Origin of the sequence: Aeromicrobium chenweiae (assembly GCF_003065605.1) — a bacterium.
In the GTDB taxonomy this organism is placed as follows: Bacteria; Actinomycetota; Actinomycetes; order Propionibacteriales; family Nocardioidaceae; genus Aeromicrobium; species Aeromicrobium chenweiae.
In genome coordinates, this window is the sequence record NZ_CP026952.1 from 1,147,529 (window position 1) to 1,171,936 (window position 24,408).

General features: G+C 70.3%; 21 protein-coding genes. 11 read left to right on the forward strand and 10 right to left on the reverse strand.

Annotation, left to right across the window (positions count from 1 at the left end; all coding sequences use genetic code 11):
- Window positions 1-3: 3 nt before the first annotated feature.
- From C3E78_RS05550 to C3E78_RS05565, 4 genes are all read right to left on the reverse strand, one after another.
- Entirely contained in the window at window positions 4-849 is an 846-nt protein-coding gene (locus tag C3E78_RS05550) for a carbohydrate ABC transporter permease (RefSeq protein ID WP_108577361.1), read from the reverse strand.
- Between the two features lies 1 nt (window position 850).
- The gene (locus C3E78_RS05555) at window positions 851-1,795 is read right to left on the reverse strand and encodes a carbohydrate ABC transporter permease (RefSeq protein WP_235833690.1); all 945 of its coding nucleotides are present in this window, start codon (window positions 1,793-1,795) and stop codon (window positions 851-853) included.
- Window positions 1,792-3,048 carry an extracellular solute-binding protein gene (locus C3E78_RS05560; RefSeq protein WP_159085822.1) on the reverse strand — a complete coding sequence of 419 codons (1,257 nt, stop codon included), beginning with the start codon at window positions 3,046-3,048 and terminating at the stop codon, window positions 1,792-1,794. Before C3E78_RS05560 ends, C3E78_RS05555 begins: the two co-directional genes overlap by 4 nt.
- Window positions 3,049-3,205: 157 nt before the next feature.
- Window positions 3,206-4,873 (reverse strand): glycoside hydrolase family 13 protein, encoded by a 1,668-nt coding sequence (locus tag C3E78_RS05565; protein ID WP_108577363.1) that lies wholly within the window; start codon window positions 4,871-4,873, stop codon window positions 3,206-3,208.
- A 103-nt stretch (window positions 4,874-4,976) separates the two neighbouring features.
- Between C3E78_RS05565 and ndk the strand changes: the two genes are divergently transcribed.
- Window positions 4,977-5,384 (forward strand): nucleoside-diphosphate kinase, encoded by a 408-nt coding sequence (ndk, locus tag C3E78_RS05570; RefSeq protein WP_108577364.1) that lies wholly within the window; start codon window positions 4,977-4,979, stop codon window positions 5,382-5,384.
- A gap of 12 nt (window positions 5,385-5,396) precedes the next feature.
- Here ndk and C3E78_RS05575 read toward each other — a convergent pair whose 3' ends face one another.
- The 4 genes from C3E78_RS05575 to C3E78_RS05590 are packed head-to-tail and all read right to left on the reverse strand — an operon-like array spanning window position 5,397 to window position 9,209.
- Window positions 5,397-5,819, reverse strand: coding sequence for a GtrA family protein (locus C3E78_RS05575; protein ID WP_108577365.1), 423 nt, complete (start codon window positions 5,817-5,819; stop codon window positions 5,397-5,399).
- 9 nt (window positions 5,820-5,828) lie between these two features.
- Entirely contained in the window at window positions 5,829-7,313 is a 1,485-nt protein-coding gene (locus tag C3E78_RS05580; RefSeq protein ID WP_108577366.1) for a hypothetical protein, read from the reverse strand.
- Complete coding sequence (locus tag C3E78_RS05585) at window positions 7,310-8,257, reverse strand: NAD-dependent epimerase/dehydratase family protein (RefSeq protein ID WP_108577367.1); 948 nt, start codon at window positions 8,255-8,257, stop codon at window positions 7,310-7,312. Before C3E78_RS05585 ends, C3E78_RS05580 begins: the two co-directional genes overlap by 4 nt.
- On the reverse strand, window positions 8,238-9,209 hold the full coding sequence (locus C3E78_RS05590; RefSeq protein WP_235833691.1) for a glycosyltransferase: 972 nt from the start codon (window positions 9,207-9,209) through the stop codon (window positions 8,238-8,240). Before C3E78_RS05590 ends, C3E78_RS05585 begins: the two co-directional genes overlap by 20 nt.
- Before the next feature lie 203 nt (window positions 9,210-9,412).
- Between C3E78_RS05590 and C3E78_RS05595 the strand changes: the two genes are divergently transcribed.
- A complete protein-coding gene (locus tag C3E78_RS05595) occupies window positions 9,413-10,180 on the forward strand; it encodes a methyltransferase domain-containing protein (RefSeq protein ID WP_108577368.1) in 768 nt (255 codons plus the stop codon).
- Here C3E78_RS05595 and C3E78_RS05600 read toward each other — a convergent pair.
- Complete coding sequence (locus C3E78_RS05600) at window positions 10,171-10,797, reverse strand: hypothetical protein (RefSeq protein WP_108577369.1); 627 nt, start codon at window positions 10,795-10,797, stop codon at window positions 10,171-10,173. The two genes, C3E78_RS05595 and C3E78_RS05600, sit on opposite strands and share 10 nt — an antisense overlap.
- A 178-nt stretch (window positions 10,798-10,975) precedes the next feature.
- Here C3E78_RS05600 and C3E78_RS05605 point away from each other — a divergent pair, with 178 nt between their 5' ends.
- The 5 genes from C3E78_RS05605 (at window position 10,976) to C3E78_RS05625 (ending at window position 18,824) form a co-directional block, all read left to right on the forward strand.
- On the forward strand, window positions 10,976-11,470 hold the full coding sequence (locus C3E78_RS05605; RefSeq protein WP_135804847.1) for a hypothetical protein: 495 nt from the start codon (window positions 10,976-10,978) through the stop codon (window positions 11,468-11,470).
- Window positions 11,467-13,938, forward strand: a complete 2,472-nt coding sequence (locus C3E78_RS05610) for a CDP-glycerol glycerophosphotransferase family protein (protein WP_108577371.1) — start codon at window positions 11,467-11,469, stop codon at window positions 13,936-13,938. Before C3E78_RS05605 ends, C3E78_RS05610 begins: the two co-directional genes overlap by 4 nt.
- Complete coding sequence (locus C3E78_RS05615; RefSeq protein ID WP_108577372.1) at window positions 13,935-16,511, forward strand: CDP-glycerol glycerophosphotransferase family protein; 2,577 nt, start codon at window positions 13,935-13,937, stop codon at window positions 16,509-16,511. The genes C3E78_RS05610 and C3E78_RS05615 overlap by 4 nt, the downstream gene beginning before the upstream one ends.
- A 54-nt stretch (window positions 16,512-16,565) precedes the next feature.
- Complete coding sequence (locus tag C3E78_RS05620; protein ID WP_108577373.1) at window positions 16,566-18,497, forward strand: TIGR03960 family B12-binding radical SAM protein; 1,932 nt, start codon at window positions 16,566-16,568, stop codon at window positions 18,495-18,497.
- A 129-nt stretch (window positions 18,498-18,626) separates the two neighbouring features.
- Entirely contained in the window at window positions 18,627-18,824 is a 198-nt protein-coding gene (locus C3E78_RS05625) for a hypothetical protein (RefSeq protein WP_135804848.1), read from the forward strand.
- A 7-nt stretch (window positions 18,825-18,831) separates the two neighbouring features.
- Here C3E78_RS05625 and C3E78_RS05630 read toward each other — a convergent pair whose 3' ends face one another.
- Window positions 18,832-20,046 carry an MFS transporter gene (locus C3E78_RS05630; RefSeq protein ID WP_159085823.1) on the reverse strand — a complete coding sequence of 405 codons (1,215 nt, stop codon included), beginning with the start codon at window positions 20,044-20,046 and terminating at the stop codon, window positions 18,832-18,834.
- Between the two features lie 40 nt (window positions 20,047-20,086).
- On the opposite strand from C3E78_RS05630, the gene C3E78_RS05635 reads away from it, so the two are divergent.
- From C3E78_RS05635 to rpmA, 4 genes are all read left to right on the forward strand, one after another.
- Window positions 20,087-20,851, forward strand: coding sequence for a TIGR03936 family radical SAM-associated protein (locus C3E78_RS05635; RefSeq protein WP_199906941.1), 765 nt, complete (start codon window positions 20,087-20,089; stop codon window positions 20,849-20,851).
- 168 nt (window positions 20,852-21,019) lie between these two features.
- Entirely contained in the window at window positions 21,020-23,620 is a 2,601-nt protein-coding gene (locus C3E78_RS05640; protein ID WP_108577376.1) for an Rne/Rng family ribonuclease, read from the forward strand.
- Between the two features lie 94 nt (window positions 23,621-23,714).
- Window positions 23,715-24,020 (forward strand): 50S ribosomal protein L21, encoded by a 306-nt coding sequence (rplU, locus tag C3E78_RS05645; protein ID WP_199906942.1) that lies wholly within the window; start codon window positions 23,715-23,717, stop codon window positions 24,018-24,020.
- Window positions 24,021-24,032: 12 nt separating this feature from the next.
- Window positions 24,033-24,296 (forward strand): 50S ribosomal protein L27, encoded by a 264-nt coding sequence (gene rpmA, locus C3E78_RS05650; protein WP_108577378.1) that lies wholly within the window; start codon window positions 24,033-24,035, stop codon window positions 24,294-24,296.
- Window positions 24,297-24,408: the final 112 nt, after the last annotated feature.

The window sequence follows — 24,408 nt, forward strand, 5'->3', positions numbered from 1 at the left end:
AGATCAACCCTTCACTGCGCCGGCGGTCAGGCCGGCGACGATCTTGCGCTGGAAGAACAGGACGAGGACGACGATGGGGACCGTGGCGACCACGGCACCCGCGGCCAGCAGCGATGCCGGCCGGTTGAACGGATCGGCCCCGACGAAGAACGACAGGGCGGCGGGGATGGGGCGGGCGCGTTCGGTCGACGTCAAGGAGATGCCGAACACGAAGTCGTTCCACGCGAAGAAGAACGTCAGGATCGCGGCGGTGAACACACCGGGCGCTGCCAGCGGGACGATGACCTTGCGGAACGCCTGCCACGACGTGGCGCCGTCGACCTGTGCGGCCTGCTCCATCTCCCACGGGATCTCGCGGAAGAACGCGGAGAGGGTCCAGATCGCCAGCGGCAGCGTGAACGACATGTACGGGATGATCAGGCCGAGCCAGGTGTCGTAGATGCCGAACGTGCGCCACATGTCGAACAGCGGGCCGACCAGCGACACGACGGGGAACATCGCGATGACCAGGGCCGTGGTGAGCACGAACTTCTTGCCCTTGAACTCCAGGCGCGCGATCGCGTACGCCGCGAGGGTCGCGATGATGACCGAGAGCGCCGTCGCGATGAGCGAGATGCCGATCGAGTTGATGATCGCCCGCCGGAACTGCTCGTCCTGCAGGACGTCGGAGTAGTTCGACCAGCCCGCGCCGCCGCCCGAGGACGGGAAGAAGCCGGGGCTGCCGTTGGTGACGGCCTGCTGGGACTTGAACGACAGCGAGATGATCCACACGACCGGGAGCAGGCACCAGATCAAGATCAGTGCGCACCCGAGGAGCGTGCCGATGTTGCCCTTGAGGCTCTTGCCCATGTCAGCTCTCCTGCCGTGCGTCGGCGAGGTTGACCCGGAACAGCTTGACGATCACGAACGCGACCACCAGCACGGACAGGAACAGCAGCACGGACAGCGCTGATCCGATGCCGAGCTGGAACTGCTCGATCACCTGCCGATAGGTGAGGAACGAGATCGACTCGGTGTTGTTGGCCCCGGCCGTCATGACGAAGATGTTGTCGAAGATGCGGTACGCGTCGAGGGCCCGGAACAGCACGGCCACCATGATCGCGGCCCGCATGTTGGGCAGGATGACCTTGTAGAGGCGCTGCCACCACGTGGCACCGTCGACCTTGGCCGCCTCCAGCATGTCCTCGGACACCTGGGCCAGGCCCGCCAGCAGCAGCAGCGACATGAACGGCGTGGTCTTCCAGATCTCCGACGCCATGATCGCGAGCATCGACGACCAGTACTGGCCGAACCAGTTGAAGTCGTCCGGGGTGAACGGCAGCCAGCTGTTGACGAATCCGTTGGTGTTGGAGAACGCGAACTGCCACGCGAAGCCCGAGACGACCGTGATGACGCCGTAGGGGATCAGGATCGAGGTGCGGATGACGCCGCGCGCGAAGATCACCTTGTGCATGACCATCGCGAACGCGAAGCCGATCACCAGCTCGACGGCCACCGTGATGATCATGATCCCGACGGTGTTGAAGGTATCGCGCCAGAACAACGAGTCGCTCAGCGCCGTGGCGTAGTTGGCGAGGCCCACGAACTCGCGGGCGTCGGGGTCGGTCAGCGAGTAGTTGAACAGCGACAGGTAGAGCGCCCGCAGCATCGGGAACGCGGTGACGAGCAGCATCAGCACGAGGGCGGGTGCCACCAGCTTGCGGGCCAAGGAGTTCTCGGCCCGGGACCGGTCCGAGTCCGGCCTGTCGGCCTCGTCGGCCGGGTCGACCGCGGTCTGCACATAGGTGGTGCTCACAGCAGTGCCTTCCCCTCGAGGATCTGGTTCAGGAAGTCCGCGGACTTCTTCGGCGTCCCCGCGTTGACCGAGTTCGGCGAGTGCCAGCGCGACTGCAGGGCGCTGGAGATCTGGCTGTAGAACGCGCTCTTGGGCCGGGCCCCGGCCGAGTCGATGCTCTGGCTGAACAACGTGAGCAGGTCCGGCGGGTACGCCTTCTTGAGCTCCTCGGAGTCGTACACCGACTGCCGTGACGGCATGAGTCCGTCGCTGACCGCGAGTGCCGCCTGGGCCTCGGGGTCGGTCACGCACGCCGCCGCCTGCTGGGCGAAGTCGCGGTGCTTGGAGAAGGCGCCGACGCCGATCGCGATGCCGCCGAGCGGGGGCTTGGACTCCTTGCCCTCGACCGTCTCGGGGTAGCGGGCCCAGCCGAGGTCCTCGAACTGCGCCTTGTCCTTGGGGCCGCCGGGCTTGCCGATCAGGCCCTCGTAGTTCTTGTAGACGAAGGTCCAGTTGGTCATGAACTCGCCGGCGCCCTTGTCCGGGAACATCAGGCCGAGGCTCGTGCCCTCGTTGGACGTCGTGAAGTCGGGCTGCTTGGCCTTGGACTTGGCCAGCTTCTCGATCACCTTCGCGGCGTCCTCGCCGGCGGCGGAGTCGATCGTGACCTTCGCGTCGCGACCGTCCTCGACCGTCGCGGGGTCCAGGATGTCGCCGCCCGCGCCCTGGATGAGCGAGTTGATCCACACGACGTACGCCTCGTACTTGTTGGCCTGGACGCCGACCGTGCCGTCGTGGTCGGCCGCGGCGTCGATGACCTGGTTCCAGGTCACCGGCTTGTTCATGTCGAGACCGGCGGCCTCGGCGAGCGACTTGCGGTACCAGAGCACCTGCGTGTTGGACCACTGCGGAGCCGCGACGACCTGGTCCTCCCACTGGACGATCTCGGACGGGCCCTTGAGGACGTCGTCGTCGAGCACCTTCGCCGCGAGATCGCCCGTGAACGGGGCGAGCCACTTGGCGTTGGCGAACTCCGGGATGAACACCGGGTCCAGGCTCATCAGGTCGGTCGAGCTGTCCTCGGCCGCGAGGCGACGGGCCAGCTGGGTGCGCTGGTCGGTCGCGCTGGACGGCAGGAGCTGGATCTGGATGTCGTAGTCGTCCGTGCTGCACCGCTTGGCCACCGACGTCAGCGTGTCCTGGCCGTCGGGGTTGATGTACCAGTTCAGCTTCGGCTTGCCGCTGTCGCCACCGCAGGCGGCCAGCACGCTCATGGACAACGCTGCCACGGCCACGGAAGTGGCGAGTCTGCGAATCGGTCGAACGGTCATGTGCTCCCCTCACGACGAACCCCGAGCCCGCCGAGTGATGCGGATCACAGGATCGAGACGAACCTAGTCCTGTGGACAACGGAGTGCAACACGACGTGCGTCAGCCGCGGAGCCACACTGTCTCGTCGGGCCCCACGTGCCCTGCGGTGCCGGGAAAAGCGCTGGTCACGAGCACCTCGGCGCCGCTGGGGAGGGGCAACGGCTCGGTGCCGAGGTTCGCCAGGACCGTCACCGGTGGACCGTCGGACGTGACCTGGAAGGCGAGGACGTCCTCGGGGTGGCCGTCGAGCCAGGTCAGGCGGCCCAGCCCGAGCCGGTGGCTGCGGCGGACCGCCAGCAGCGCCCGGTAGAGGCTCAGCGTCGACCAGGGGTCGTCGCGCTGACGGTCCACCGCCAGCGCGCCGAACTCGGCGGGCTGCGGCAGCCAGGACCGGTTACCCGGCCCGAAACCGTACGAGGGTGCGTGCTCCTCCCACGGGACCGGCACCCGGCACCCGTCGCGGCCCCGCTGGGTGTGACCGGACCGCTCCCAGGTCGGGTCCTGGCGTGCCTCGTCCGGCAGCCGGGTCGCCTCGGGCAGCCCGAGCTCCTCGCCCTGGAACAGGTACGCCGAGCCCGGGAGGGCCAGCATCACGGCCGTGGCCGCGCGTGCCCGACGCAGGCCGAGGACGGGGTCGGGCTGCGGGTCGTCCGGACCGATGCCGGCGATCCGCTGCAGGCCGGGCCGCTGCGGGTAGCCCAGGCGGGTGGGGTGCCGCACCACGTCGTGGTTGGAGAGCACCCAGGTCTGCGGCGCGCCGACCGCCTCGGCCTGGGCGAGCGAGTGGGCGATGGCCGCGCGCTGCTCGGCGGGCAGCCACGGGGTCATGAGGTACTCGAAGTTGAACGACTGGTGAAGCTCGTCCGCTCGGACGTACCGCGCCAGGGCCTGGGCCGGCAGCACCCACGCCTCGGCGCACAGGATCCGGTCGGCGTCCTCGCCCTCGACCGCGTACGAGTCGGCGAGCCGGCGCCAGCTGCGATAGATCTCGTGGACACCGGGCTGGTCCCACATGGGGGCGAGGGCCGTCGCGTCGACGTTCGCGTCGAGGGTGAGATCGGTGTCGGGGAGGTCCTCGAACTTGACCAGGCCGTGGGCGACGTCGATGCGGAAGCCGTCGACGCCGCGCTCGAGCCAGAAGTGCAGGACGTCCTCGAGCTCGTCGCGCACCTCGGGGTTGGTCCAGTCGAAGTCGGGCTGCGAGCGGTCGAACATGTGCAGGTACCACTGGCCCGGCGTGCCGTCCGGCTCGGTCACCCGTGCCCATGCGGGGCCGCCGAACATGCTGGTCCAGTTGTTCGGCGGCAGCCGGCCACCGTCACGGCCGTCGCGGAACAGGTAGCGCGCCCGCTCGCGGCTGCCCGGTGGGGACGCGAGCGCCGCCTGGAACCACGGGTGCTGATCGGAGGAGTGGTTGGGGACCACGTCGACGATGACCCGCAGGCCGAGGTCGTGGGCCCGCTCGAGGAGTGCGTCGAACGCACCCAGGTCGCCGAACACGGGGTCGACGTCCCGGTAGTCGGCGACGTCGTACCCGCCGTCGCGCTGCGGCGAGGTGTAGAACGGCGAGAGCCAGACCGCGTCGACGCCGAGCTCGGCCAGGTGGGGGAGCCGCTCGGTGATGCCGGGCAGGTCGCCGATGCCGTCGCCGTCGGAGTCCGCCCACGACCGGGGATAGACCTGGTAGATCACCGCGTCGCGCCACCACTGCCGTCCAGGACCCGACACGTCGCCCCCCTCGCGGGCGCCGGCGCGCCCTCACCACCAACGTACGCAGGCCCCGGGCGGGCGTCCACGAGTGGCCACGGCATCCGCACGGTAGATTTGATCCATGGCCCAACGCACACTCGTCCTGATCAAGCCCGACGCGGTCCGCCGCGGCCTGGTCGGACAGATCCTGTCCCGGTTCGAGTTCAAGGGGCTGTCCCTCGTCGCGATGGAGCAGCGCACGATCGACGCCGCCATGGCCGACGCCCACTACGCCGAGCACGTCGAGAAGCCCTGGTACCCGCCGCTGCGCGAGTTCGCGACCTCCGGCCCGCTCGTGGCGCTGGTGCTCGAGGGCGACGAGGCCATCTCGGTCGTGCGCCAGCTCAACGGTGCCACCGACGGCCGCCAGGCCGCCCCGGGCACGATCCGCGGCGACCTGTCGCTGTCCAACCGCGAGAACCTCGTGCACGCGTCGGACTCCGAGGAGTCGGCGACCCGCGAGATCGGGCTCTGGTTCCCCGCTCTGTGACGCCCGCCGCGGTCAGTCGCGCTTGAACGAGAAGAGCGCGTGGCCGAAGTAGGTGACCACGACGGTGCACCCGATCGCCAGCACCTGCGCCGGGATGGGCGGGATGCCGACCACCTCGACGAGCAGTGGGAGCAGCGCGGCGTTGACCGCGAACCCGCCGAGGTTCACGACCGTGAACCGCAGGAAGTCGCCCAGGAGACGACCGTGCACCCCGAAGACGAACCGGCGGTGCGCCGCGAACCCGGTCAGGATCCCGACGGCGTACGCCAGGACCAGGGTGCCCATGTAGTGGATGGCGTCGCCGAGCAGCCGGTCGAGCACGATGAAGGCCGCGAGGCAGAACGCCGTGTTGAGCCCGCCCACCACCAGGTAGCGCAGCTCGCGTCTCTCCACGACGGCCGCCACGGCTCGGCGCGGGACGGCGTTCTCGGACACGGGACGAGCCTACGTCGCCAGGCGTGACAGCCCCACGAGCACGACCGGCACCGTCACCCAGCCGATCGCGAGGACGATGTGGACCCGGCGCAGGGAGCGGCTCGAGAGCTCGTCGTCCCGTCTGATCAGCAGGCTGCCGGCCATCAGGGCCAGCATCGGCAGGAACACCGGCCAGTAGCGGGGCGACGCGATGTGGACGAACGGCTGGGTCATGAGGGCGGCGGTGACCAGGGACGCCAGGATCGTCACGACCTGGATCCGGGCGGGCGTCCGCCGGACGAGCAGGACGCTGGCCGCGGCCAGCACCAGGGTCGCGAAGTAGAGCGTCTTGGTCACGTGCACGTCCAGGCGCGAGACGACGTCGGGATCCGTGATCTCCAGGCGAGGCGGTTCGCCACCGGCGTCCTTGGCCCGGAAGGCGTTCTCGAAGCCGGTGGGCTCGAACACGTAGCGCCCGACGTTGTCCAGCACGTCGGTCGCGTAGGACGACGGCGTGACGCCCTCCAACGCGTGGTCCGCCATCCGGCGCTGGACGTCGAGCTGGTTCTCTCCCGTGCGCGCGGCGACGTCCCGGGCGAAGTCGGCCATGACGTACCAGGTGTTGCCGGGCGGGCAGGGACCGAAGCACATCTCGTCCTGGTTGCCGAAGGCGTAGCCGATGGACAGGGGGAGGGTGGTCGTCGTCGTCACCCGGGCGTCGAAGGTCCGGCTGACGGTGTACGACCACGGCAGCATCATGACGGCCAGGACGGCTGCGGCGAGGCCGCAGCCCAGCAGCGCCCGGGTGCGCTGGCTCCCGCGCGTCCAGCACAGCACCGCGATGGCCGACAGGACGAGGAGACCGGCGACGAGCGGCAGGGTGCTCGAGCGCAGGTAGAGCGCCGCGCCGAGGAGGACGCCGAGGAGCGCGGCGTCGCGCCACCGCGGAGCCCGGCCCGCGGCCAGGCTGCGCCACATGCGGACGAGCTGGGCGACGACCACGACGAGGACGAGGCCGGCCGAGAGGTCACCCCACATCGTGTAGGAGTACAGCACCCACATCGGCACGAGCGCCGGGACGACCGCCAGGGCTGCCGCCAGCTGCCAGGCGACGACACGGAAGACGATCGCGACCGCGCCGAGGAACAGCACGAGGGTCAGGACGCCCACGTAGATCCGTGCCGCGGGCACGCTGGCACCGGGCGCGACCAGGTACAGCGGGGTCAGGAGGGTCGACATGCCCGGCATGAACCACCCGTTGCCGATGACGTGCTCCTGCAGGTCGCTGATCGGCACCCCCTGCCCGGAGAAGAAGGAGCGGAGCGCCCGGGCCATCGCCTGGCCTCCGGCGGAGTAGGCCTTCTCGTCGCCCAGCAGCGGAGTGCGCACCGCGATGGGGAGCAGGGCCACCTTGAGGACGACGTGGAGCGCCAGGAGCCCCGCCACGAGGCGGACGGGCGTGACCGAACGCGCCGCGGCCGCGAGTCGCGGCCGCACCGAGGTGGGGACGGTCATCGGCGAAGGCCCTCCGACACGTTCTGGAGGGTCGCGTGGATCCCCGCGGGCAGCGGGGTGGACGCGAGGTGGTCGAGCGACGGCCACACCTCGGAGCGAAAACGCAGGTCCTTGGCCTGGAACCGGGCGTTCGGCGAGGTGCCGACGACGATCGGGGCGCGTCGGCGGCTGACCCGTCTGAGCTCACCGATGATCAGCGCGAGGGAGGCCGGCGCCTGGGACGCGAGGATCTTGACGACGACGGTGCCGTCGGGCTCGGCCGACAGCAGGTGGCTCCCGGCCAGCACCATCTGCGCCGCGTCGCCGACGAACAGGTAGTCGCGGGTGGTGTCCAGCGACACGTACATGGTCATCGGGGAGCGCTGCCACTGCGCGCGGCACAGCTGGGAGATGACGCCCTGCGGCTTGCTCAGGTCCTGGCCCGGGCCGTAGAGGTTGGACAGCCGGCCGATCAGCACCGAGACACCGTGGTCGGCGAGTCGTCGAACGGCCTCTTCGTTCGCGAGCTTGGCCTCGCCGTAGGGGGCCAGCGCGATCGGCGCCGTCGACTCGGTGAACGGGGGAGCGGCCGACCCGGCATAGACGCCGCCGGCGGACGACGCGAGGAAGACCCGCACCCGCGACTCGCGGTGCCGGAGGTGGGCCTCGTCCAGTTCGGTCATGAACGATCGGAACGTCTCGACCTCGACCGCCAGCATCTCGGGGGTGGTGGCGACCACCCCCGCGCCCGCGCACCACAGGAGGGTGACGTCGTCGTGCAGCGTCAGGATCCGCTGGGCGTCGGCGGCGAGGACCTCGACGGCGCGGGCCGGATCACCCCACGGCACGTGGCTGAGGTGCACGGTGTGGCCGGCGATCTCGGCGGCACGCGTGACGGCGCTGCCGAGCATGCCGTGGGCCCCGACGATCCAGTCCGCCGGGGAGTCAGCTCTGGGCGACGCCATCGGGAGCGCGTCCGAGCGGGCCGAGCTGGGGGTCGCTCGTGATCAGGTACGGCGGCTTGCCCATCGCCATGCTCACGGCGACCCCGACGTACTCGGCGATCACGCCCAGGGAGAACAGGATGACGCCGCCCATCAGCAGCAGCAGGACCACCAGGGACGTCCAGCCCTGGGGTGGTTCGTCGCCGTTGAGCCGGGCGATCACGAAGTAGCAGGCGACGGCCGCGCCCAGCACGGCCAGGACGACCCCGAGGAGGCTCACCGCCCGCAGCCCACGGGTGCCGCTGGTCAGGACCATCCTCCAGAAGTGGGACAGGAGCTTGAGCGTCGAGTAGCCCGACTGGCGATCGCCCTCGGCACGCAGGGTGACGGGTGCCGTCGCGGGCGCATCGGTGACCCACGTCAGCGCGACGTCGAGGTAGACGCCGTGGCCTGCGTACGCCGCCACGCTGCGCCCGACCTCGCCGAGCACGAGGCGGAACGAGTGGAACGCTGCGGCGTCGGTGCCGCCGGCGATCAGGTTGATGACCCGCTTCGACGTGCGGGACGTGACGTTGCGGAACGCCGAGTGGGGGGCCGGGTTGACCGGCGCGGCGTAGACGAGCCGGGCCTGTTTCGCCATCGCGGTGTCCAGCAGGCTGTCGATGTCGGCCGGGTCGTGCTGACCGTCCTCGTCCATCGTGACGATCCAGTCACCCGACGAGCTGGCCATCCCGGCGATCGTGGCCGGGTGCTGGCCGAAGTTGCGACTGAGCCAGACCGGCAGGATCCACTCGTGCTTCTCGCTGGCCTCGCGCAGCACGTGGTCCGAGTCGTCCGGGCCGCAGTCGTGGACCAGGATCACCTCGGTGACCCGCATGGTGTGACCGGCGGCCGTGGTGTGCGGCTCGGTGAGTGGCTCGAGCTCCTGGAGGAGGTCGGGCAGGTGCGTCCCGCCGCGGTACACGGGGATCACGATGGAGATCGTGTGAGGCGAAGTCACAGCATGGCCTCCGGTCGAGGGTCGTCACGAAACTATAAGCACGGGATCGCAGAAACGCGTGCCGAGCGCGCAGGTGGCGCGCGTCGTGTTCTCAGCGGCCGCGCCCACCGGCGAATCCTGTCGCCGCGGGGCGAAACTGACCTTGCGGCCACGTGCCGGCGCACTAGCCTGTCCCCATGACATCAACCGGGCGGGGAGGTTCCGCCTCTCTCGCGGCCACGGACTACTGGTGGTACCGAGCGCGGACCGCGCTGCTCGGGACGATCCTGGCTCACCGTGTCGGGGCTCCGCAGCGGGTCCTGGACGTCGGCAGTGCGGACGGTCCGAGCGTGGGCTGGCTGCACGACCACGACGGGCTGCACGTCTCCGTCGACATCGATCCCCGCGGCCTGTCCGCCGGAGGCGTGTGCGGCTCGGCCCTCCTGCTGCCCTTCGGCGACGACAGCTTCGACGTGGTCGGCGCGTTCGACGTCGTCGAGCACTGCGAGCCCGAGTCCGTCGCGCTGGCCGAGCTGCAGCGGGTGCTCAAGCCGGGCGGGACGCTCATGCTCTCGGTCCCGGCCTACCAGTGGGCCTGGTCCAGCTTCGACGACGCGAACGGTCATCACCGTCGGTACACGCGCGGGCGCGCGGTCCGCGCGGTCGAGCTCGCGGGTCTGCAGGTGGACCGGGCGACGTACGCCTTCGCCGCGGTCTTCCCGTTGTTCGCGGCGCAGCGGGTGCTGAAGAGAGCCGTCGAGCGGCTCCAACGCCGCGGCGCCGCGGCGCCGTCCGACATCGTCGACCTGCCGCCGGTGTCACCCGGCGTGTCCGGGCTGCTCATGGGGCTGTGCCGGCTCGATCAGCGGCTGCTGCGCCGCACGAACCTGCCGTTCGGGTCGTCGGTCGTGCTGGCAGCGTCCAAGGCGCCGCAGCCGGCCCCACTGGCGAGGAGTCAGGCGTAGGTCGGCATCCGCAGGTGGTGGATGACCTCGTGGAACTGTCCGCGGACGTCCTCGGGCAACCAGATCACGTGGTTGGAGGCCGAGGCCATGTCGACGTCCTCCTGCAGGGTGACGACGTCACTGACCTGACGCGGCTGGTCGCGCTGGGGTTCCTCGAACTCCAGCAGGGAGATGCGCATCGTGATCCCGAACGGGTTGGGGTTGACCAGGCCGATGCCCCAGAACTCGCCGGGGTCCGCCGTCGCCTTCTGCTCCAGGTCGATCATGACCGACGTGACGTCCTTCTCCAGGGCGGGATGGTCCACCTCCTCGGCCGCGGCGAGCTCGACGCGCACCCCGCGCACGAGGTGGGAGCCCTGCCCGTCGAACCGCAGGACGTCCGTGAGGACTCCGGCGGCGGGAAGGAGCGGGCCGCCGCGGTGTGAGCCGTTCACCCCCTGCGTGACGACGTGGGGGAGCTCGCGGCCGTAGACGTCGTACGCGACGAAGCGCAGCGTGGGGACGACGGACACCTCGGTGTTGTTGCGGATCGTCAGCATCTGGTCGGGCGACCCGTCGGTCGAGATCGCCACGTAGGTGACCGAGAACGGAGGCGGGGTGCGGGGACGTCGCTTCACGGCCCCGAGCCTAGCGCCGGTCGCGGGGGGCGGGTCGGCACCGCCCGTGGTCGCCGACGCCACGGACCCTCACGGAAAGACGTGCTATGGCCTTGTAAGGTGAATCTGTTCGAGTCGGGGGCGGCCAGCTGGGTGGACCTCGACGTGGCGGCGATGATGGAGGCAAGTCCGAGTGGTCGTGGATCCGGACGTGGAGGTCGCCAAGCTCCGAGAGAAGCTGCGCCTGTGCCAGCTCGAGCTCGCCAAGGCTCGTCGTCAGCAGGAGGAGCTCGCCGAGGCGAGTCTCTCGCACGACGAGACGGAACAGCGCCTCGTCGATCTGACTCGTCGACTCGACGGGCGCCTCGTGCAAGGAGAGTCGGTCACTGGACCGCGTGGCTGGCTCAAGCGCCGCGTCCTCTCGACCATGCCGAGTCCGGACGAGGATGACGATCTGGCTGTCCTCCGGTCCTCGGCGTTGATGGACGGGCCGTGGTACTTCCAGCAGTACCCCGAGGTTGCCTCGACCGGTCTGAGCGCGTCACTGCACTACCTGCGCCACGGGGCGGGTCAGGGCAAGGACCCCGGTCCGGAGTTCGTGACGGCCACCTACCGTGAGCAGCACCCCGAGATCGCGGACGGAGTGAACCCGCTGGTGCACTTCCTGCGTCTGGCGTCGGAGCCTGCGCGGTGACGACCCACGAGGTCGACGAAGAACGCCTGCGGCGCGAGATGGCCCTCGTGACCGACCTCGTCGACGAGACGTTCTACCTCCGGGGCAACCCCTCGGTCGAGGCCACCGGCCTCAGTGCGCTCGAGCACTTCTGCCGCATCGGCTGGCGCGAGCTGCGCAAGCCCAACCCCGACTTCGACGTGTGGTGGTACTGGTCCGTGCACCTGGACCCGGCCGACGACGCGGTCAACCCGCTGGTCCACTGGGCGAGCGAGGGCCGCGAGGCCGGGCTGAGCACGCGTCCGACGGGCGCCGACGTCCGTCCGGTGGGCAGCGGCACCTCCCTGCCTCGCGATCGGCCGGTACGACGGGCGGTGCTGTTCGCCGGGTTCGACGTCGACGGCGAGGTGGACGAGTCGGTCGTCGCCCTGCTGCGGGACCTCTCGCGCCACGGCGACGTCTTCTACCTGTTCGACGGCTACCTCGCGCCCCGCGAGCTGGACAAGATCCGGGACATCACCGTCGGTGCGTGGGGGATCCGCCACGGCGCGTACGACTTCGGCTCGTACGCGATGCTGGCCCGCGAGCTGGTCGGCTGGGACCGCCTGGCCGGGTACGACGAGGTGCTCTTCGTCAACGACAGCTGCTTCGCGGTCCGGCCGCTGGACGAGCTGTTCGCCGAGATGGACGCCCGGGACTGCGACTGGTGGGGCCTGCAGGCCACCAAGGGCATCATCGACGTCCGCGACGACCCGTTCCGCAGCCTCTCCGAGCCCGTGGCGCTCGCGACCGCGCTGCGCGAGCACGCGGAGGACTTCGAGCGCGAGTCGATCTACAACTTCCACGTCGGCTCGTACTTCTTGGCGTTCCGGCGTCCTGTCCTGGACGATCCGCTGTTCCGGCGGCTGATGGACTCGGTCGCGCCACAGGCCGGCAAGCGGCTGGTCGTCCACAAGTACGAGATCGGGCTGACGCACCTGCTGCTCGGCCGCGGACACGCCCTCGACACGTTCATGGCGGACCTGTATCCGTACCACCCGCTGTTCAGCGACTGGGCGTTCGTGATGATCGGACGAGGCTTCCCGCTGCTCAAGCGGTACTTCATCTACCAGAACCACTACAACGTCCCCGGACTCGTGCGCTGGAAGGAACGGCTCCTCGAGGTGGCGCCGGGAGCCGACGTCGAGCAGTTCGAACGCACCTTGGTCCGGACCGCGCCGGACGACCGCCTGAAGCGCAGCTTCGCGATCACGACCGACGCCGCCGGCGACGTCGTGGTGCCGGAGGTCCTCCGCGGGCCCCAGTTCAGGCGTGTCGACAAGAGCACCGTCAAACGGCCCGATCTCTGGGTGTTCGCCGTGGACGGCGGGACCCACCGGCTGCCCGACAACAGCAGGGCGATCCTCGAGGCCGTCCGCGACGACCCGACGATCACCAAGGTCGTCCTGACCCGCAGCCGCCGGGTCGAGCTGGCCGGCGCGAACGTCGTCGTCGAGCCGCTGCTCAGCCCGGCCGGCCGCGACCACCTGCTGCGGGCCGGGACGGTGTTCGTGCGCGCGAGCATGCGCAACACGCTCGCCGCCCCCGTGCAGACCGACCAACGGGCCGTCGTCATGGTCCGCGACGGGCTGCAGCTCGAGCGGGCGGGACGTGCCGCGGAGGCACCCGCGCCGCCGGAGGGTCGGCCTGGAGCCGACCGCGGTGAGCGGCTCGTCCACCCCATTCCCGGGCACCCGCTGGCCGGCATCCTCGTCGCCTCCGACGTGGACCGCCTCGCGACCCTGGCCACGCACTGGCCGGCCCGGTTCGAGGACACCTGGTCCACCGGCATCCCCGCACACGACTTCCTGTGGGCGGACACGGACGCCCTCCCCGACGACCTGGCCGCCCAGGTCGCCGCAGTCGAGGCAGAGGTGCGGGGCCGCCGCCTGCTGCTGTTCGCTCCGACCCAGCGCACGCTGGCGGGGGAGCGTGCGGCGTACCGGTTCACCGACGCCGAGATCGACCGGTTGCGGGCCTGGTGCGAGCGGCACGACGCGGTGATCGGCCTGCGGGAGGCGGCCGGCGACCTCGTCCGCCCGTACGCGCAGCAGCTCGGCGACCTCGCCCTCGACCTGTCGCGCACCCGCTACGCGTCCGACCACGCGGTGCTGCGTGCGACCCACGCCGTGCTGACCGACTACTCGGGCCTCGCCCTCGACCATGCCACGACCGGACGTCCGGTCATCGCCTTCGCCCACGACCTCGACGTCGCCGCCGGCCGGCTCCTGTACGACCTCGAGCACTTCTTTCCCGGTCCGGTCTGCCGCGACTTCGACTCGCTCGAGGCCGAGCTGGAGACCGTGCTGGACCGCCCGCTGTCCCGCCGCGAGCAGCGCGTGCGCGAGATGCTGGTCGACCACCCCGGTCACGGCAACGTCGACCGGGTCATGGCGCACCTCGTCGAGGAGGGCGCGATGGCGTCGAGCCCGAGGAGTGACGCCGTATGAGTCCCGAGGTCTTCCTCCAGCAGTGGCAGTCCTTCGTGGCTCGCTGGGCCGATGCCGAACGCACCGAGAAGGGGTCCGGTGCGCACCTCATCGACGGTCTGCTTGAGCACGGGCTCGCCCACCAGGACGGTGAGGCGCCGACGACCGCACCGTCGGAGACGGATCTCATGGCGTGCGAGATCGAGGTGGTCCGGCGCAGCGGTGCCGTGGACGTCGCGGCGTACCTCGGCACCGACCCGCCGCTGAAGCCACGTGATGGCGACGCCGTCCGGCACTTCTGCCAGCGCGGACGCACGTTGCTGCGCAACCCGAGCCTGGACTTCGACCTCTGGTGGTACCTCGGTGAGCACCTCGACGGCGACGTCGACGGCATCAACCCCCTGCTGCACCACGTGCTCGTCGGCCGCTTCGTGGGACTTCCCACGCGCCCCGAGCCGCTGACCGAGAACGTCCCGGCCCCCCTCGGGGCGTCCGGCGCGGTGCGGCGCGCCTGCCTGGTCGTCGGTGCGGACCCCGACGGGCTGGTCGCCCCACACGTCGTGCGCTTCGTGCGCGAGCTCGGCCGGTTCGGCGACGTGTTCTACCTCGGTCGCCAACCTTTGCTGGACGGCGAGCTGGAGAAGCTGGACGGCCTGGTCGTCGAGTCGTGGGAGCAACGGGTCGACGACAGCGCCACCGCCAAGGGCGCGATCCTCGCGCGCGACCTGGTGGGATGGGACACGCTCGAGCAGTACGACGAGGTCGTGATCGTCGACGACGACCACTATCTGGTGCGTCCTCTCGACGAGGTGTTCGCGACGATGGACGAGCGCGCATGCGACTGGTGGGCGCTGCGGGTGACCTCACCACGGTTCCTCGGTGAAGGACCAGATCGTGAGCCGATCGGCGTCGACGAGGCGAAGCGCCGCTACCTCAAGCCCTCGAGCATCCGCGCCAACGAGACGCTCACCCGCGACATGGCGATCACCGCCTTCCGTGCGCCGGTCGTCGCTGACCCGGGTTTCCGACGCGTCATGGAGCGGATGATCCCGCGGACGGGCAGCACCCGGATGACCCGCCGTCACGATCTCGGCCTCACGCGGTACCTCGCCGCCCGCGGCTACGAGCTCGGTGTCCACGACGACGTGCTCCGGCCCAACGACCAGCCGTTCGGGCCCACGGGGTTCGAGCTCGTCGAGTCCGGACGCTACCCGCTGCTGTCGCGCAGCTACCTCGTCAACAACCCCGACCGCATCCCCGACTTCGCCCGGTGGCGCGTCCGCCTCGGCGCCTGGGTGCCCGGCGACGTCCTGGACGAGATCGAGGCGCACCTGGTGCGTGTCTCGTCCGACGCGAGCCTGCAGCGCAGCTTCGCGATCGTCACCCGAGAGGATGGGACGGTCGACTTCCACGACCCCATGACGCCAGAGGAGTTCCAGGTCGTCGACGAGACCGTCCCGAAGTACGACCACTGGTGGGCGTTCCCGGTCTGCGCCTACGACCACACCTTTGCCGGCAACGAGCGCGCGGTCTTCGACGAGATCCGCGACGACCCGTCGATCAAGAAGATCATCCTGACCAAGTCCCGCCGGATCGACGTGACGGGCGAGAACGTCGTCATCGTGCCGATCGAGAGCCCCGAGGCGCAGTACTACCTGGCGCGGTCGCGGTTCGTGTTCGTCAAGCACACCCTCACGGGCAACGTGCCGTGGCCGATGTCGGCGATCACGCACGACGTCATCAACCTGTGGCACGGCATCCCGCTCAAGCGGTTCGGCATGGCGTCGGCCGGGCTCGACGAGGAGACCCGGCAGACCCTGATGACCAAGCACGGCTACTCGCGCGCGGTCATCGTGTCCAGCCGCATGGACGCCCTGGCGATGTCTGCGGCGTTCTTTCCCGTGTCGTACCCCGACATGTGGCCCACGGGGCTGCCGCGCAACGACTTCGTCACCCGGCCGGAGGAGCAGCTCCCCGACGACTTCCGCGCGATGGCGCAGCGCCTGCGCGACGAGGTCGCGGGCCGTCGCCTCGTCATGTTCCTGCCCACGTTCCGTGACGGCCAGGGCGAGTCGCAGTACCAGTTCGACGAGTCCGAGCTCGCCCGGCTGGCGAAGTGGGCCGAGCGGCACAACGCCGTGATCGGCGTCCGCGAGCACATGGCCGACCGCGGGCGCACCTACTCCCGCGCGCTCATGCCGCTCGGCGCGATCGACCTGTCCGCCCACCGCTACCCGGACCTGGAGATCCTCTACCGGGAGGCGGATGCGCTGATCAGCGACTACTCCAGCTGCCTCGTCGACTTCCTGCTGACCGGCAAGCCCGTCATGAGCTTCGCGTACGACTACGAGCGGTACAGCAACGCCGAGCGCGGGCTGTTCTATCAGCTCGACCGGGTGCTCCCGGGTCCCGTGTGCCGGTCGTTCGAGGACCTCGCGGCGGCGCTCGACACGGTCTTCGACCCCCTCACCCCCGAGCAGGCCGAGGAGTACGACTGGAAACGTCGCATCTTCTTCGACCACCTCGACGACCAGGCGTCGTGGCGGGTCGTGCAGCGGGTGAAGGGGCTCTACCTCGACGAGCAGCGGTCCTAGGCGGGGGCGACCCACGGTTTTCGCCCCCGCGCACCGAGCGCCTACCCTTGACGCATGTCCGTCGAGTCTGTGTTTCCCCGCCTGGAGCCCCTGCTGCCGTCGATCGGCAAGCCCATCCAGTACGTCGGTGGGGAGCTCAACGCGACGAGCAAGGAGTGGGACTCCGCTGAGGTCCGCTGGGCCCTGATGTACCCCGACGCGTACGAGGTCGGCCTGCCCAACCAGGGCGTGCAGATCCTGTACGAGGTCCTCAACGAGCGCGACTGGATCCTGGCCGAGCGGACGTATGCGGTCTTTTCCGACATGGAGAAGGTCATGCGCGACAACGACATCCCGCAGTTCACGGTCGACGCGCACCGCCCCGTGCGGGCGTTCGACCTCATGGGCATCTCGTTCTCGACCGAGCTGGGCTACACCAACTTCCTGACCGCGATCGACCTGGCCGGCATGCCGCTGCACGCGGTCGACCGCGGCGGCGAGGACCCCATCGTCATCGCGGGAGGCCACTCGGCGTTCAACCCCGAGCCGATCGCGGACTTCATCGACGCGGCGGTCCTCGGCGACGGCGAGGAGATCGTCCTGGCGATCAGCGCCGTCGTCCGTGAGTGGAAGGCCGAGGGCTGCCCCGGCGGCCGTGACGAGGTGCTGCTGCGCCTGGCGAAGTCCGGTGGCGTCTACGTCCCGAAGTTCTACGACGTGACGTACCTGCCTGACGGGCGCATCCAGCGGGTCGTGCCCAACCGTCCCGGCGTCCCGTGGCGCATCGCGAAGCACACGTTGATGGACCTCGACGCGTGGCCGTACCCCAAGAACCCGCTCGTCCCGCTCGCCGAGACCGTCCACGAGCGCTTCAGCGTCGAGATCTTCCGCGGCTGCACGCGGGGCTGCCGCTTCTGCCAGGCCGGCATGATCACCCGCCCGGTCCGTGAGCGCTCGATCGAGGGCATCGGCCAGATGGTGCAGAACGGCCTGGACAAGACCGGCTTCGAGGAGGTCGGGCTGCTGAGCCTCTCCAGCGCCGACCACACCGAGATCGGCGAGGTGGCCAAGCAGCTCGGCGACCGCTACGAGGGCACCAACACGTCCCTGTCGCTGCCGTCCACACGCGTCGACGCCTTCAACATCACGCTGGCCAACGAGTTCAGCCGCAACGGCCGGCGCTCGGGCCTGACGTTCGCGCCCGAGGGCGGCAGCGACCGGCTGCGCAAGGTCATCAACAAGATGGTCTCCGAGGACGACCTCATCCAGACCGTCGCCGCGGCGTACTCGCACGGCTGGCGCCAGGTGAAGCTGTACTTCATGTGCGGTCTGCCCACCGAGACCGACGAGGACGTGATGCAGATCGGCGAGCTCGCGAAGCGGGTCATCCAGACCGGCCGCGAGGTGTCCGGACGTCATGACATCCGCTGCACGGTGTCGATCGGCGGGTTCGTGCCCAAGCCGCACACCCCGTTCCAGTGGGCCTCGCAGCTCGACCACGAGACCACGGACGCCCGGCTGCAGAAGCTGCGCGACTTCGTGCGGGCGGACAAGAAGTTCGGCAAGTCGATCGGCTTCCGCTACCACGACGGCAAGCCCGGGATCATCGAAGGACTCCTCTCACGCGGCGACCGACGCGTCGGCCGGGTCATCGAGGCCGTGTGGCGTGACGGTGGACGGTTCGACGGCTGGAGCGAGCACTTCTCGTACGAGCGCTGGGCGCGGATGACGGAGGAGTCGCTGGCCGACGAGCCGGTCGACCTCGACTGGTTCACGACCCGGGAGCGCGAGTACGCCGAGGTGCTGCCGTGGGACCACCTGGACGCGGGCCTGGACCGCGACTGGCTGTGGGAGGACTGGCAGGACGCGCTCGACCCCGCCGGCGCGGTGGAGGTCGAGGACTGCCGCTGGACCCCGTGCTTCGACTGCGGCGTCTGCCCGCAGATGGACACCGAGATCCAGATCGGCCCCACGGGTCGCAACCTGCTGCCTCTGAGCGTGGTCTGACCTGAGGTAGCCGCGGTGGGTCTGAGGTAGCGCCTCAGGCAGGAGTTACGGCGTTCGTCCGATGTGGCACCGGTGCCTCAGCGACGAACGTGGGTGATGTCGAAGGAACTCCTCGAAAGGACCGACATCATGTACACGGACTTCATCGCCCAGGTCGCCATCCAGCAGCACGAGAACGAGCTCACCGAACGACTCGAACGTCGCCGGGTCGCGGCAGAACGTGCCGTCGTCGAGCACGGGGGCGAGCGCCTCGCCGTCATCGCCCACCTGGCCCGTCAGGCCCGCGCCACGCGCGCCGCGGCAGGCAACCCGCACGCCGCCCACTGAGGGACGGTCAGCCGCGCGGTCGGCGGTCGAGGGTGTCCTCGAGCATCACCGGCCGCGCGACGATCGTGCCGAACACCGCGATGAGCCCCGACAGGGCGATCAGCGCGATGATCGGCGCGTCCCACGACCCGGTGGCGTCGTGGAGCGCACCGACGCCGAACGGTCCGATGCCGGCGAGGAGGTAGCCGAGCCCCTGCGTCGTGACCGAGAGGGTCGCCGTCCCCGCCGTGGTCCTCGTCCGGCGGGCGATCATCGTCAGCGTCCACGTGAACGCCCCGCCGCCGAGGCCGAGCAGGACCGCCCAGAGCCACGGGACGGTCGCCGGGGCGAGCAGCACGCCGAGCCAGCCGGCTGCGGTGACGGCAGCGAACGCCCACGGCAGGTAGGGCCGGTCGCCGACCCGCTCGATCAGCCAGGGGAGTCCGAGCGTGAGCGGCAGGCCCACCGCGCTGAGCAGGCCCAGCAGTGCGCCGGCGTACCCGCTGGACACCCCCGCGTCGCCCAGCATCTGGGGGAACCAGCCGAACTGGGCGTAGGCGCCCGCGGACTGCGCGGCGAAGATCAGGAGCATCGCCCAGGCGAGGGGGGAGCGGGAGACCGCGCGCATGGACAGCCGGTCCTCGTGGACCTGCGGCGCGTGGACGTCCCGCCGCAGCATCAAAAGCCACGGGACGAGCGCGAGACCGCTCAGCACCGCCCAGAGCCCGATCCCGGACCGCCACCCGCCGAACGCGTCGGACAGCGGCACGGTGGTGACCGACGCCGCAGCGGCGCCGCCCATCAGCGCCGCGCCGTAGAGCGAGCTCATCAGCGGGATCCGGTCGGGGAAGTGGGCCTTGACCAGCGGCGGGAGGATGACGTTCCCGACCGCGGCGCCGGCCAGCGCGATCACGCTGCACAGCAGGAAGACCGTGCCGTCGTCCACGACGGACCGCAGCACGAGCCCGAGGGTGAGCAGTGCCAGCACCAGCGCGGCGGCGCGGTGCAGGCCCAGCCGGCGCACCGATCCGGCCGATCCCACGCCGAACACGGCGAAGCACACGACCGGCAGCGTGGTCAGGACGCCGGCGACCGTCGCGGTCATGCCCAGATCGCCGCGGACCTGGTCGAGCACGACGCCGACGCTGCCGACGGCCACTCGCAGGTTGACCGCCAGCAGGACGATCGCGGCTCCGACGAGCCACCTGCCTCCGGTCGTGGGCGTGGGGGAGGGCGTCGTCACCGATCCATTGTCCCGATTGCCGCGCGGGTAACCTCGTCGGGTGACGACCCTCGAGGGAACACCCAATCCCGAAGCCCCGAACCCGCAGCTGCCGATCGTGCAGAAGCTGCGCATCCGCTACGCCAAGCGCGGCCGCCTGCGGTTCACGAGCCACCGCGACTTCGCCCGGGCGTTCGAGCGGGCGGTCCGCCGTGCGGGCATCCCGATCGGCTTCTCGTCCGGGTTCACCCCGCACCCCAAGATCTCGTACGCGAACGCGTCGCCGACCGGTGCGGCCAGCGAGGCGGAGTACCTGGAGATCGGCATGACGCGTCCCTGTGACGCCGACGAGGTGCGCGAGCTGCTGGACTCGGCGCTCCCGGCCGGGCTCGACATCGTCGACGTCGTGGTCGCCCGCCCCGGTGCCCTGGCCGATCGGCTCGAGGCCAGTGCCTGGCAGATCGCGCTGCCCGGTGTGACGCCCGAGCACGCCAGCGCTGCGGTCGAGGGATTCATCGCGGCGGACGAGGTGCTGATCGAGCGGATGATGAAGCGGGGCCTCCGCACGCTCGACTGCCGCGCGGCGGTCCTCCACCTGTCCGCGCGTTCTGACGAGACCCTGGTTCCCCCATGTGCGATACTGGAGGTGGTCGTGCGACACGACACACCGTCGATACGACCAGACGACGTTCTTGCCGGACTCCGTTCCAGCGGGGGCCTCGAGCTCGAGCAGACGCCCATCGCGACTCGCTTGGCCCAGGGTCCTCTCATCACGGAGGATGGCACGGTAGGCGATCCACTTGCCTACGACCGCGACGCATCCTGACCGGGTGACGACCGCGGCGGCAGGTGGGGAAGTCGATGTGACAGACCGTACGTTCGCCGTCACTCCCCGGCGCGTGGCGCAGGGGTTGACCGAAGCTTCAGGTCCGCAGTGCCGGACCGCATACGTGCCCCGGGCCGATCCCGATCGGACCAGGGCGAAGGAGAGCGCATGCTCGACGACAACGAGAACCCAGCAGAATCCACCAGCTCGGCACCGACCACCCGGCGTCGTGCCGCAGGTCGACCGGCAGGCCCGCCCGCCGCGGTGAGCTTCTCGGCGCCGGTGGCCCCGCCCCGCAAGCCCGAGCCCGATCCCGTCGAGGCCGAGGACGAGGACATCGAGCCCGTCGAGCAGGACGAGGCCCCCGTCGAGCGGCCGGCCAAGCGGTCGACGTCCCGGCGTGCCCCCCGCAAGGCGGCGGCGCCCGTCGAGGACGAGTCCTCCGACGACCAGCCGGCCGCCGAGGAGCCCGCGACGGCCCCCGTGTCGCCCGTGGCCGCGATGTTCCAGGCACCCGAGCCGGTCGCCGCGCCCGCGCGCCCGAAGACGGTCCAGCCGGACGAGAGCAGCGCCCCCGCGGAGAGCGAGGACGACTCCGAGGACGACGACGACCCGGACGCGCCGCGTCGCCGTCGTCGCAGCCGCGGCGGCCGCCGCCGTCGCAAGGGCGAGTCGGACACCGACGAGTCGAGCGAGAGCGACTCCGAGGAGGAGACCGAGGACGACGGCAACGGGGGCACGCGTCGCCGTCGCCGCCGTGCCCGTGCCGGCGAGGGCGCCGACGTGCAGCCCGACGACCCGGAGAACACCGTCGTCCGCGTCCGCAGCGGACGCAGCGCCGAGGACGAGATCACCGGCGTCGCCGGCTCGACCCGCCTCGAGGCCAAGAAGCAGCGCCGCCGCGAGGGCCGCGAGGCCGGACGCCGCCGCGCCCCGATCGTGTCGGAGGCCGAGTTCCTGGCCCGTCGCGAGTCGGTCAACCGCGAGATGGTCGTGCGCCAGCGTGACGACTACACGCAGATCGCCGTGATCGAGGACAAGGTCCTCGTCGAGCACTACGTGGCCCGCGAGTCGCAGACGTCGATCATCGGCAACGTCTACCTCGGCAAGGTCCAGAACGTCCTGCCCAGCATGGAGGCCGCGTTCGTCGACATCGGTGCGGGGCGCAACGCCGTGCTCTACGCCGGCGAGGTCGACTGGACCACGCTCGGCAACGGCAAGGCCCGCAAGATCGAGGACGCGCTGTCGCCCGGCCAGACGATCCTGGTGCAGGTCTCCAAGGACCCCATCGGCCAGAAGGGCGCCCGCCTGACGAGCCAGATCAGCCTCCCCGGCCGGTTCCTCGTCCTGGTGCCCGGCGGACAGACCAGCGGCATCTCGCGCAAGCTGCCCGAGAACGAGCGGGCCCGTCTGAAGGCCCTGCTCAAGGAGGTGCTGCCGGACAACACCGGCGTCATCGTGCGCACCGCCGCCGAGGGGGCGACCGAGGAGCAGCTGACCCGCGACGTCACCGCCCTGACCGCCCGCTGGGAGGTCATCGAGGCCAAGGTGGCCGCCGGCAAGGCGCCCGAGCTGCTGTACTCCGAGCCCGACCTGATGATCAAGGTCGTCCGCGACCTGTTCAACGAGGACTTCCACAAGCTCGTCGTCGAGGGTGACGACGCCTGGGACATGATCAAGGGCTACGTCGACCACGTGGCGCCCGACCTCGCCGAGCGCCTCACGCGCTGGGACGGCGAGACCGACGCGTTCGCGGCGTACCGCCTCGACGAGCAGATCCACAAGGCGCTGGACCGCAAGGTGTTCCTGCCGTCGGGTGGCTCGCTGGTCATCGACCGCACCGAGGCCATGACGGTCGTCGACGTCAACACCGGCAAGTACACCGGTTCGGGGGGCAACCTCGAGGAGACGGTCACCAAGAACAACCTGGAGGCGGCCGAGGAGGTCGTGCGCCAGCTGAGGCTGCGCGACATCGGCGGCATCATCGTCGTCGACTTCATTGACATGGTGCTGGAGAGCAACCGCGACCTGGTCCTGCGACGTCTCGTGGAGTGCCTGGGCCGTGACCGCACGCGCCACCAGGTCGCCGAGGTCACCTCGCTCGGGCTGGTCCAGATGACGCGCAAGCGCATCGGTACCGGCCTGCTCGAGTCGTTCAGCCACGAGTGCGAGCACTGCCACGGTCGCGGTGTGATGATCCAGGACGCTCCGGTGGAGCCCCGCAAGGACGAGCAGCGCCGTGGCAGCCGCGGTGGCCGTGGGGGAGGCCGCGGCAGCGGCAACCAGGGCCACCAGGACGGCAACCAGGCCAAGGACGGCAACAAGGACGGCAACAAGGACCACCAGGGCCACCAGGGCAAGGACAGCTCGGGCAACCAGGGCAAGGACGGCCACCAGCGCGGCGGCCGCCGTGACGAGCACCGCGACCGCACCCCGGATCAGCCGGCGTCCGTCGAGACACCCGTCACGTCCGAGCCGGTCCAGCCGGCCGCCCCCCGACCCGTCGACGTCCCGGCCTCTGCCGGGCCGCCGCCCCCGCCTCCGCCGCCGCCCGCGGTGGAAGCACCCCCAGCTGTTGCCGGTGCTGCAGCCTCGACGGACGCTCCGGCGCCTGTCGAGGACGCTGCTCCGGTCAAGAGGTCGACCCGCAAGCGCGGGTCGGCATCGAAGCCTGCCGGGCCTCCGGCAGCGCCTCGATCGGCGTCCGCACCCGCGGATGGCGACTCCGGAGAGGACCCCGTTTTGACCAGCGAGGGTCAGGCTCCGTAAACTAGTCCTTCGGTGCGCTCTGCGCGCCGTTCTCGCGTGTCTCCCGCTTCCGTGCGGGGCGCGCCCCAGAGCTGAAATGAGTGAGGATTCCGTGGTGTACGCAATCGTGCGCAGTGGCGGCAAGCAGCAGAAGGTTGCTGTGGGCGACGTCATCCAGATCGACAAGGTCCTGCAGGCCGACGGCGAGAGCTTCTCGCTGCCCGCCGTGCTGTTCGTCGATGGCGACCAGGTGACGGCTGACGCCGACTCGCTGGCCAAGATCACCGTGACCGCCGAGGTCGTCGGCGACGCGAAGGGCCCCAAGATCGTCATCCAGAAGTACAAGAACAAGACCGGCTACAAGAAGCGTCAGGGTCACCGTCAGAAGTACACCCAGGTGAAGATCACCGGGATCAAGTAGAGGACTGGACAGATGGCACACAAAAAGGGCGCAGCCTCCACCAAGAACGGCCGCGATTCCAACGCCCAGCGACTGGGTGTGAAGCGCTTCGGCGGTCAGCTCGTCAACGCCGGCGAGATCATCGTCCGTCAGCGTGGCACCCACTTCCACCCCGGCACCAACGTCGGCCGTGGCGGTGACGACACCCTCTTCGCCCTCTCGGCAGGAGCGGTCGAGTTCGGTCGCCGTCGTGGACGCAAGGTCGTCAACATCGTCCCGGGTGTCCCGGCCGAGTAGTAACGCGAACACCCGTCTGCGTCCCATCGCAGACAACGAAGGGGCCGTCCGCCGACGCGGACTGGTCCCTTCGTCCCATTTAACGCCCCCTCATGCGGGGCAGTACGGAGGA

Excerpts from the sequence above, each read along its gene's own strand:
- C3E78_RS05550 (WP_108577361.1), bottom strand. The coding sequence starts at position 849 with ATGGGCAAGAGCCTCAAGGGCAACATCGGCACGCTCCTCGGGTGCGCA.
- C3E78_RS05560 (WP_159085822.1), bottom strand. The coding sequence starts at position 3,048 with ATGAGCGTGCTGGCCGCCTGCGGTGGCGACAGCGGCAAGCCGAAGCTG.
- ndk (WP_108577364.1), top strand. The coding sequence starts at position 4,977 with ATGGCCCAACGCACACTCGTCCTGATCAAGCCCGACGCGGTCCGCCGC.
- C3E78_RS05580 (WP_108577366.1), bottom strand. The coding sequence starts at position 7,313 with ATGACCGTCCCCACCTCGGTGCGGCCGCGACTCGCGGCCGCGGCGCGT.
- C3E78_RS05585 (WP_108577367.1), bottom strand. The coding sequence starts at position 8,257 with ATGGCGTCGCCCAGAGCTGACTCCCCGGCGGACTGGATCGTCGGGGCC.
- C3E78_RS05595 (WP_108577368.1), top strand. The coding sequence starts at position 9,413 with ATGACATCAACCGGGCGGGGAGGTTCCGCCTCTCTCGCGGCCACGGAC.
- C3E78_RS05615 (WP_108577372.1), top strand. The coding sequence starts at position 13,935 with ATGAGTCCCGAGGTCTTCCTCCAGCAGTGGCAGTCCTTCGTGGCTCGC.
- C3E78_RS05620 (WP_108577373.1), top strand. The coding sequence starts at position 16,566 with ATGTCCGTCGAGTCTGTGTTTCCCCGCCTGGAGCCCCTGCTGCCGTCG.
- C3E78_RS05625 (WP_135804848.1), top strand. The coding sequence starts at position 18,627 with ATGTACACGGACTTCATCGCCCAGGTCGCCATCCAGCAGCACGAGAAC.
- C3E78_RS05640 (WP_108577376.1), top strand. The coding sequence starts at position 21,020 with ATGCTCGACGACAACGAGAACCCAGCAGAATCCACCAGCTCGGCACCG.
- rpmA (WP_108577378.1), top strand. The coding sequence starts at position 24,033 with ATGGCACACAAAAAGGGCGCAGCCTCCACCAAGAACGGCCGCGATTCC.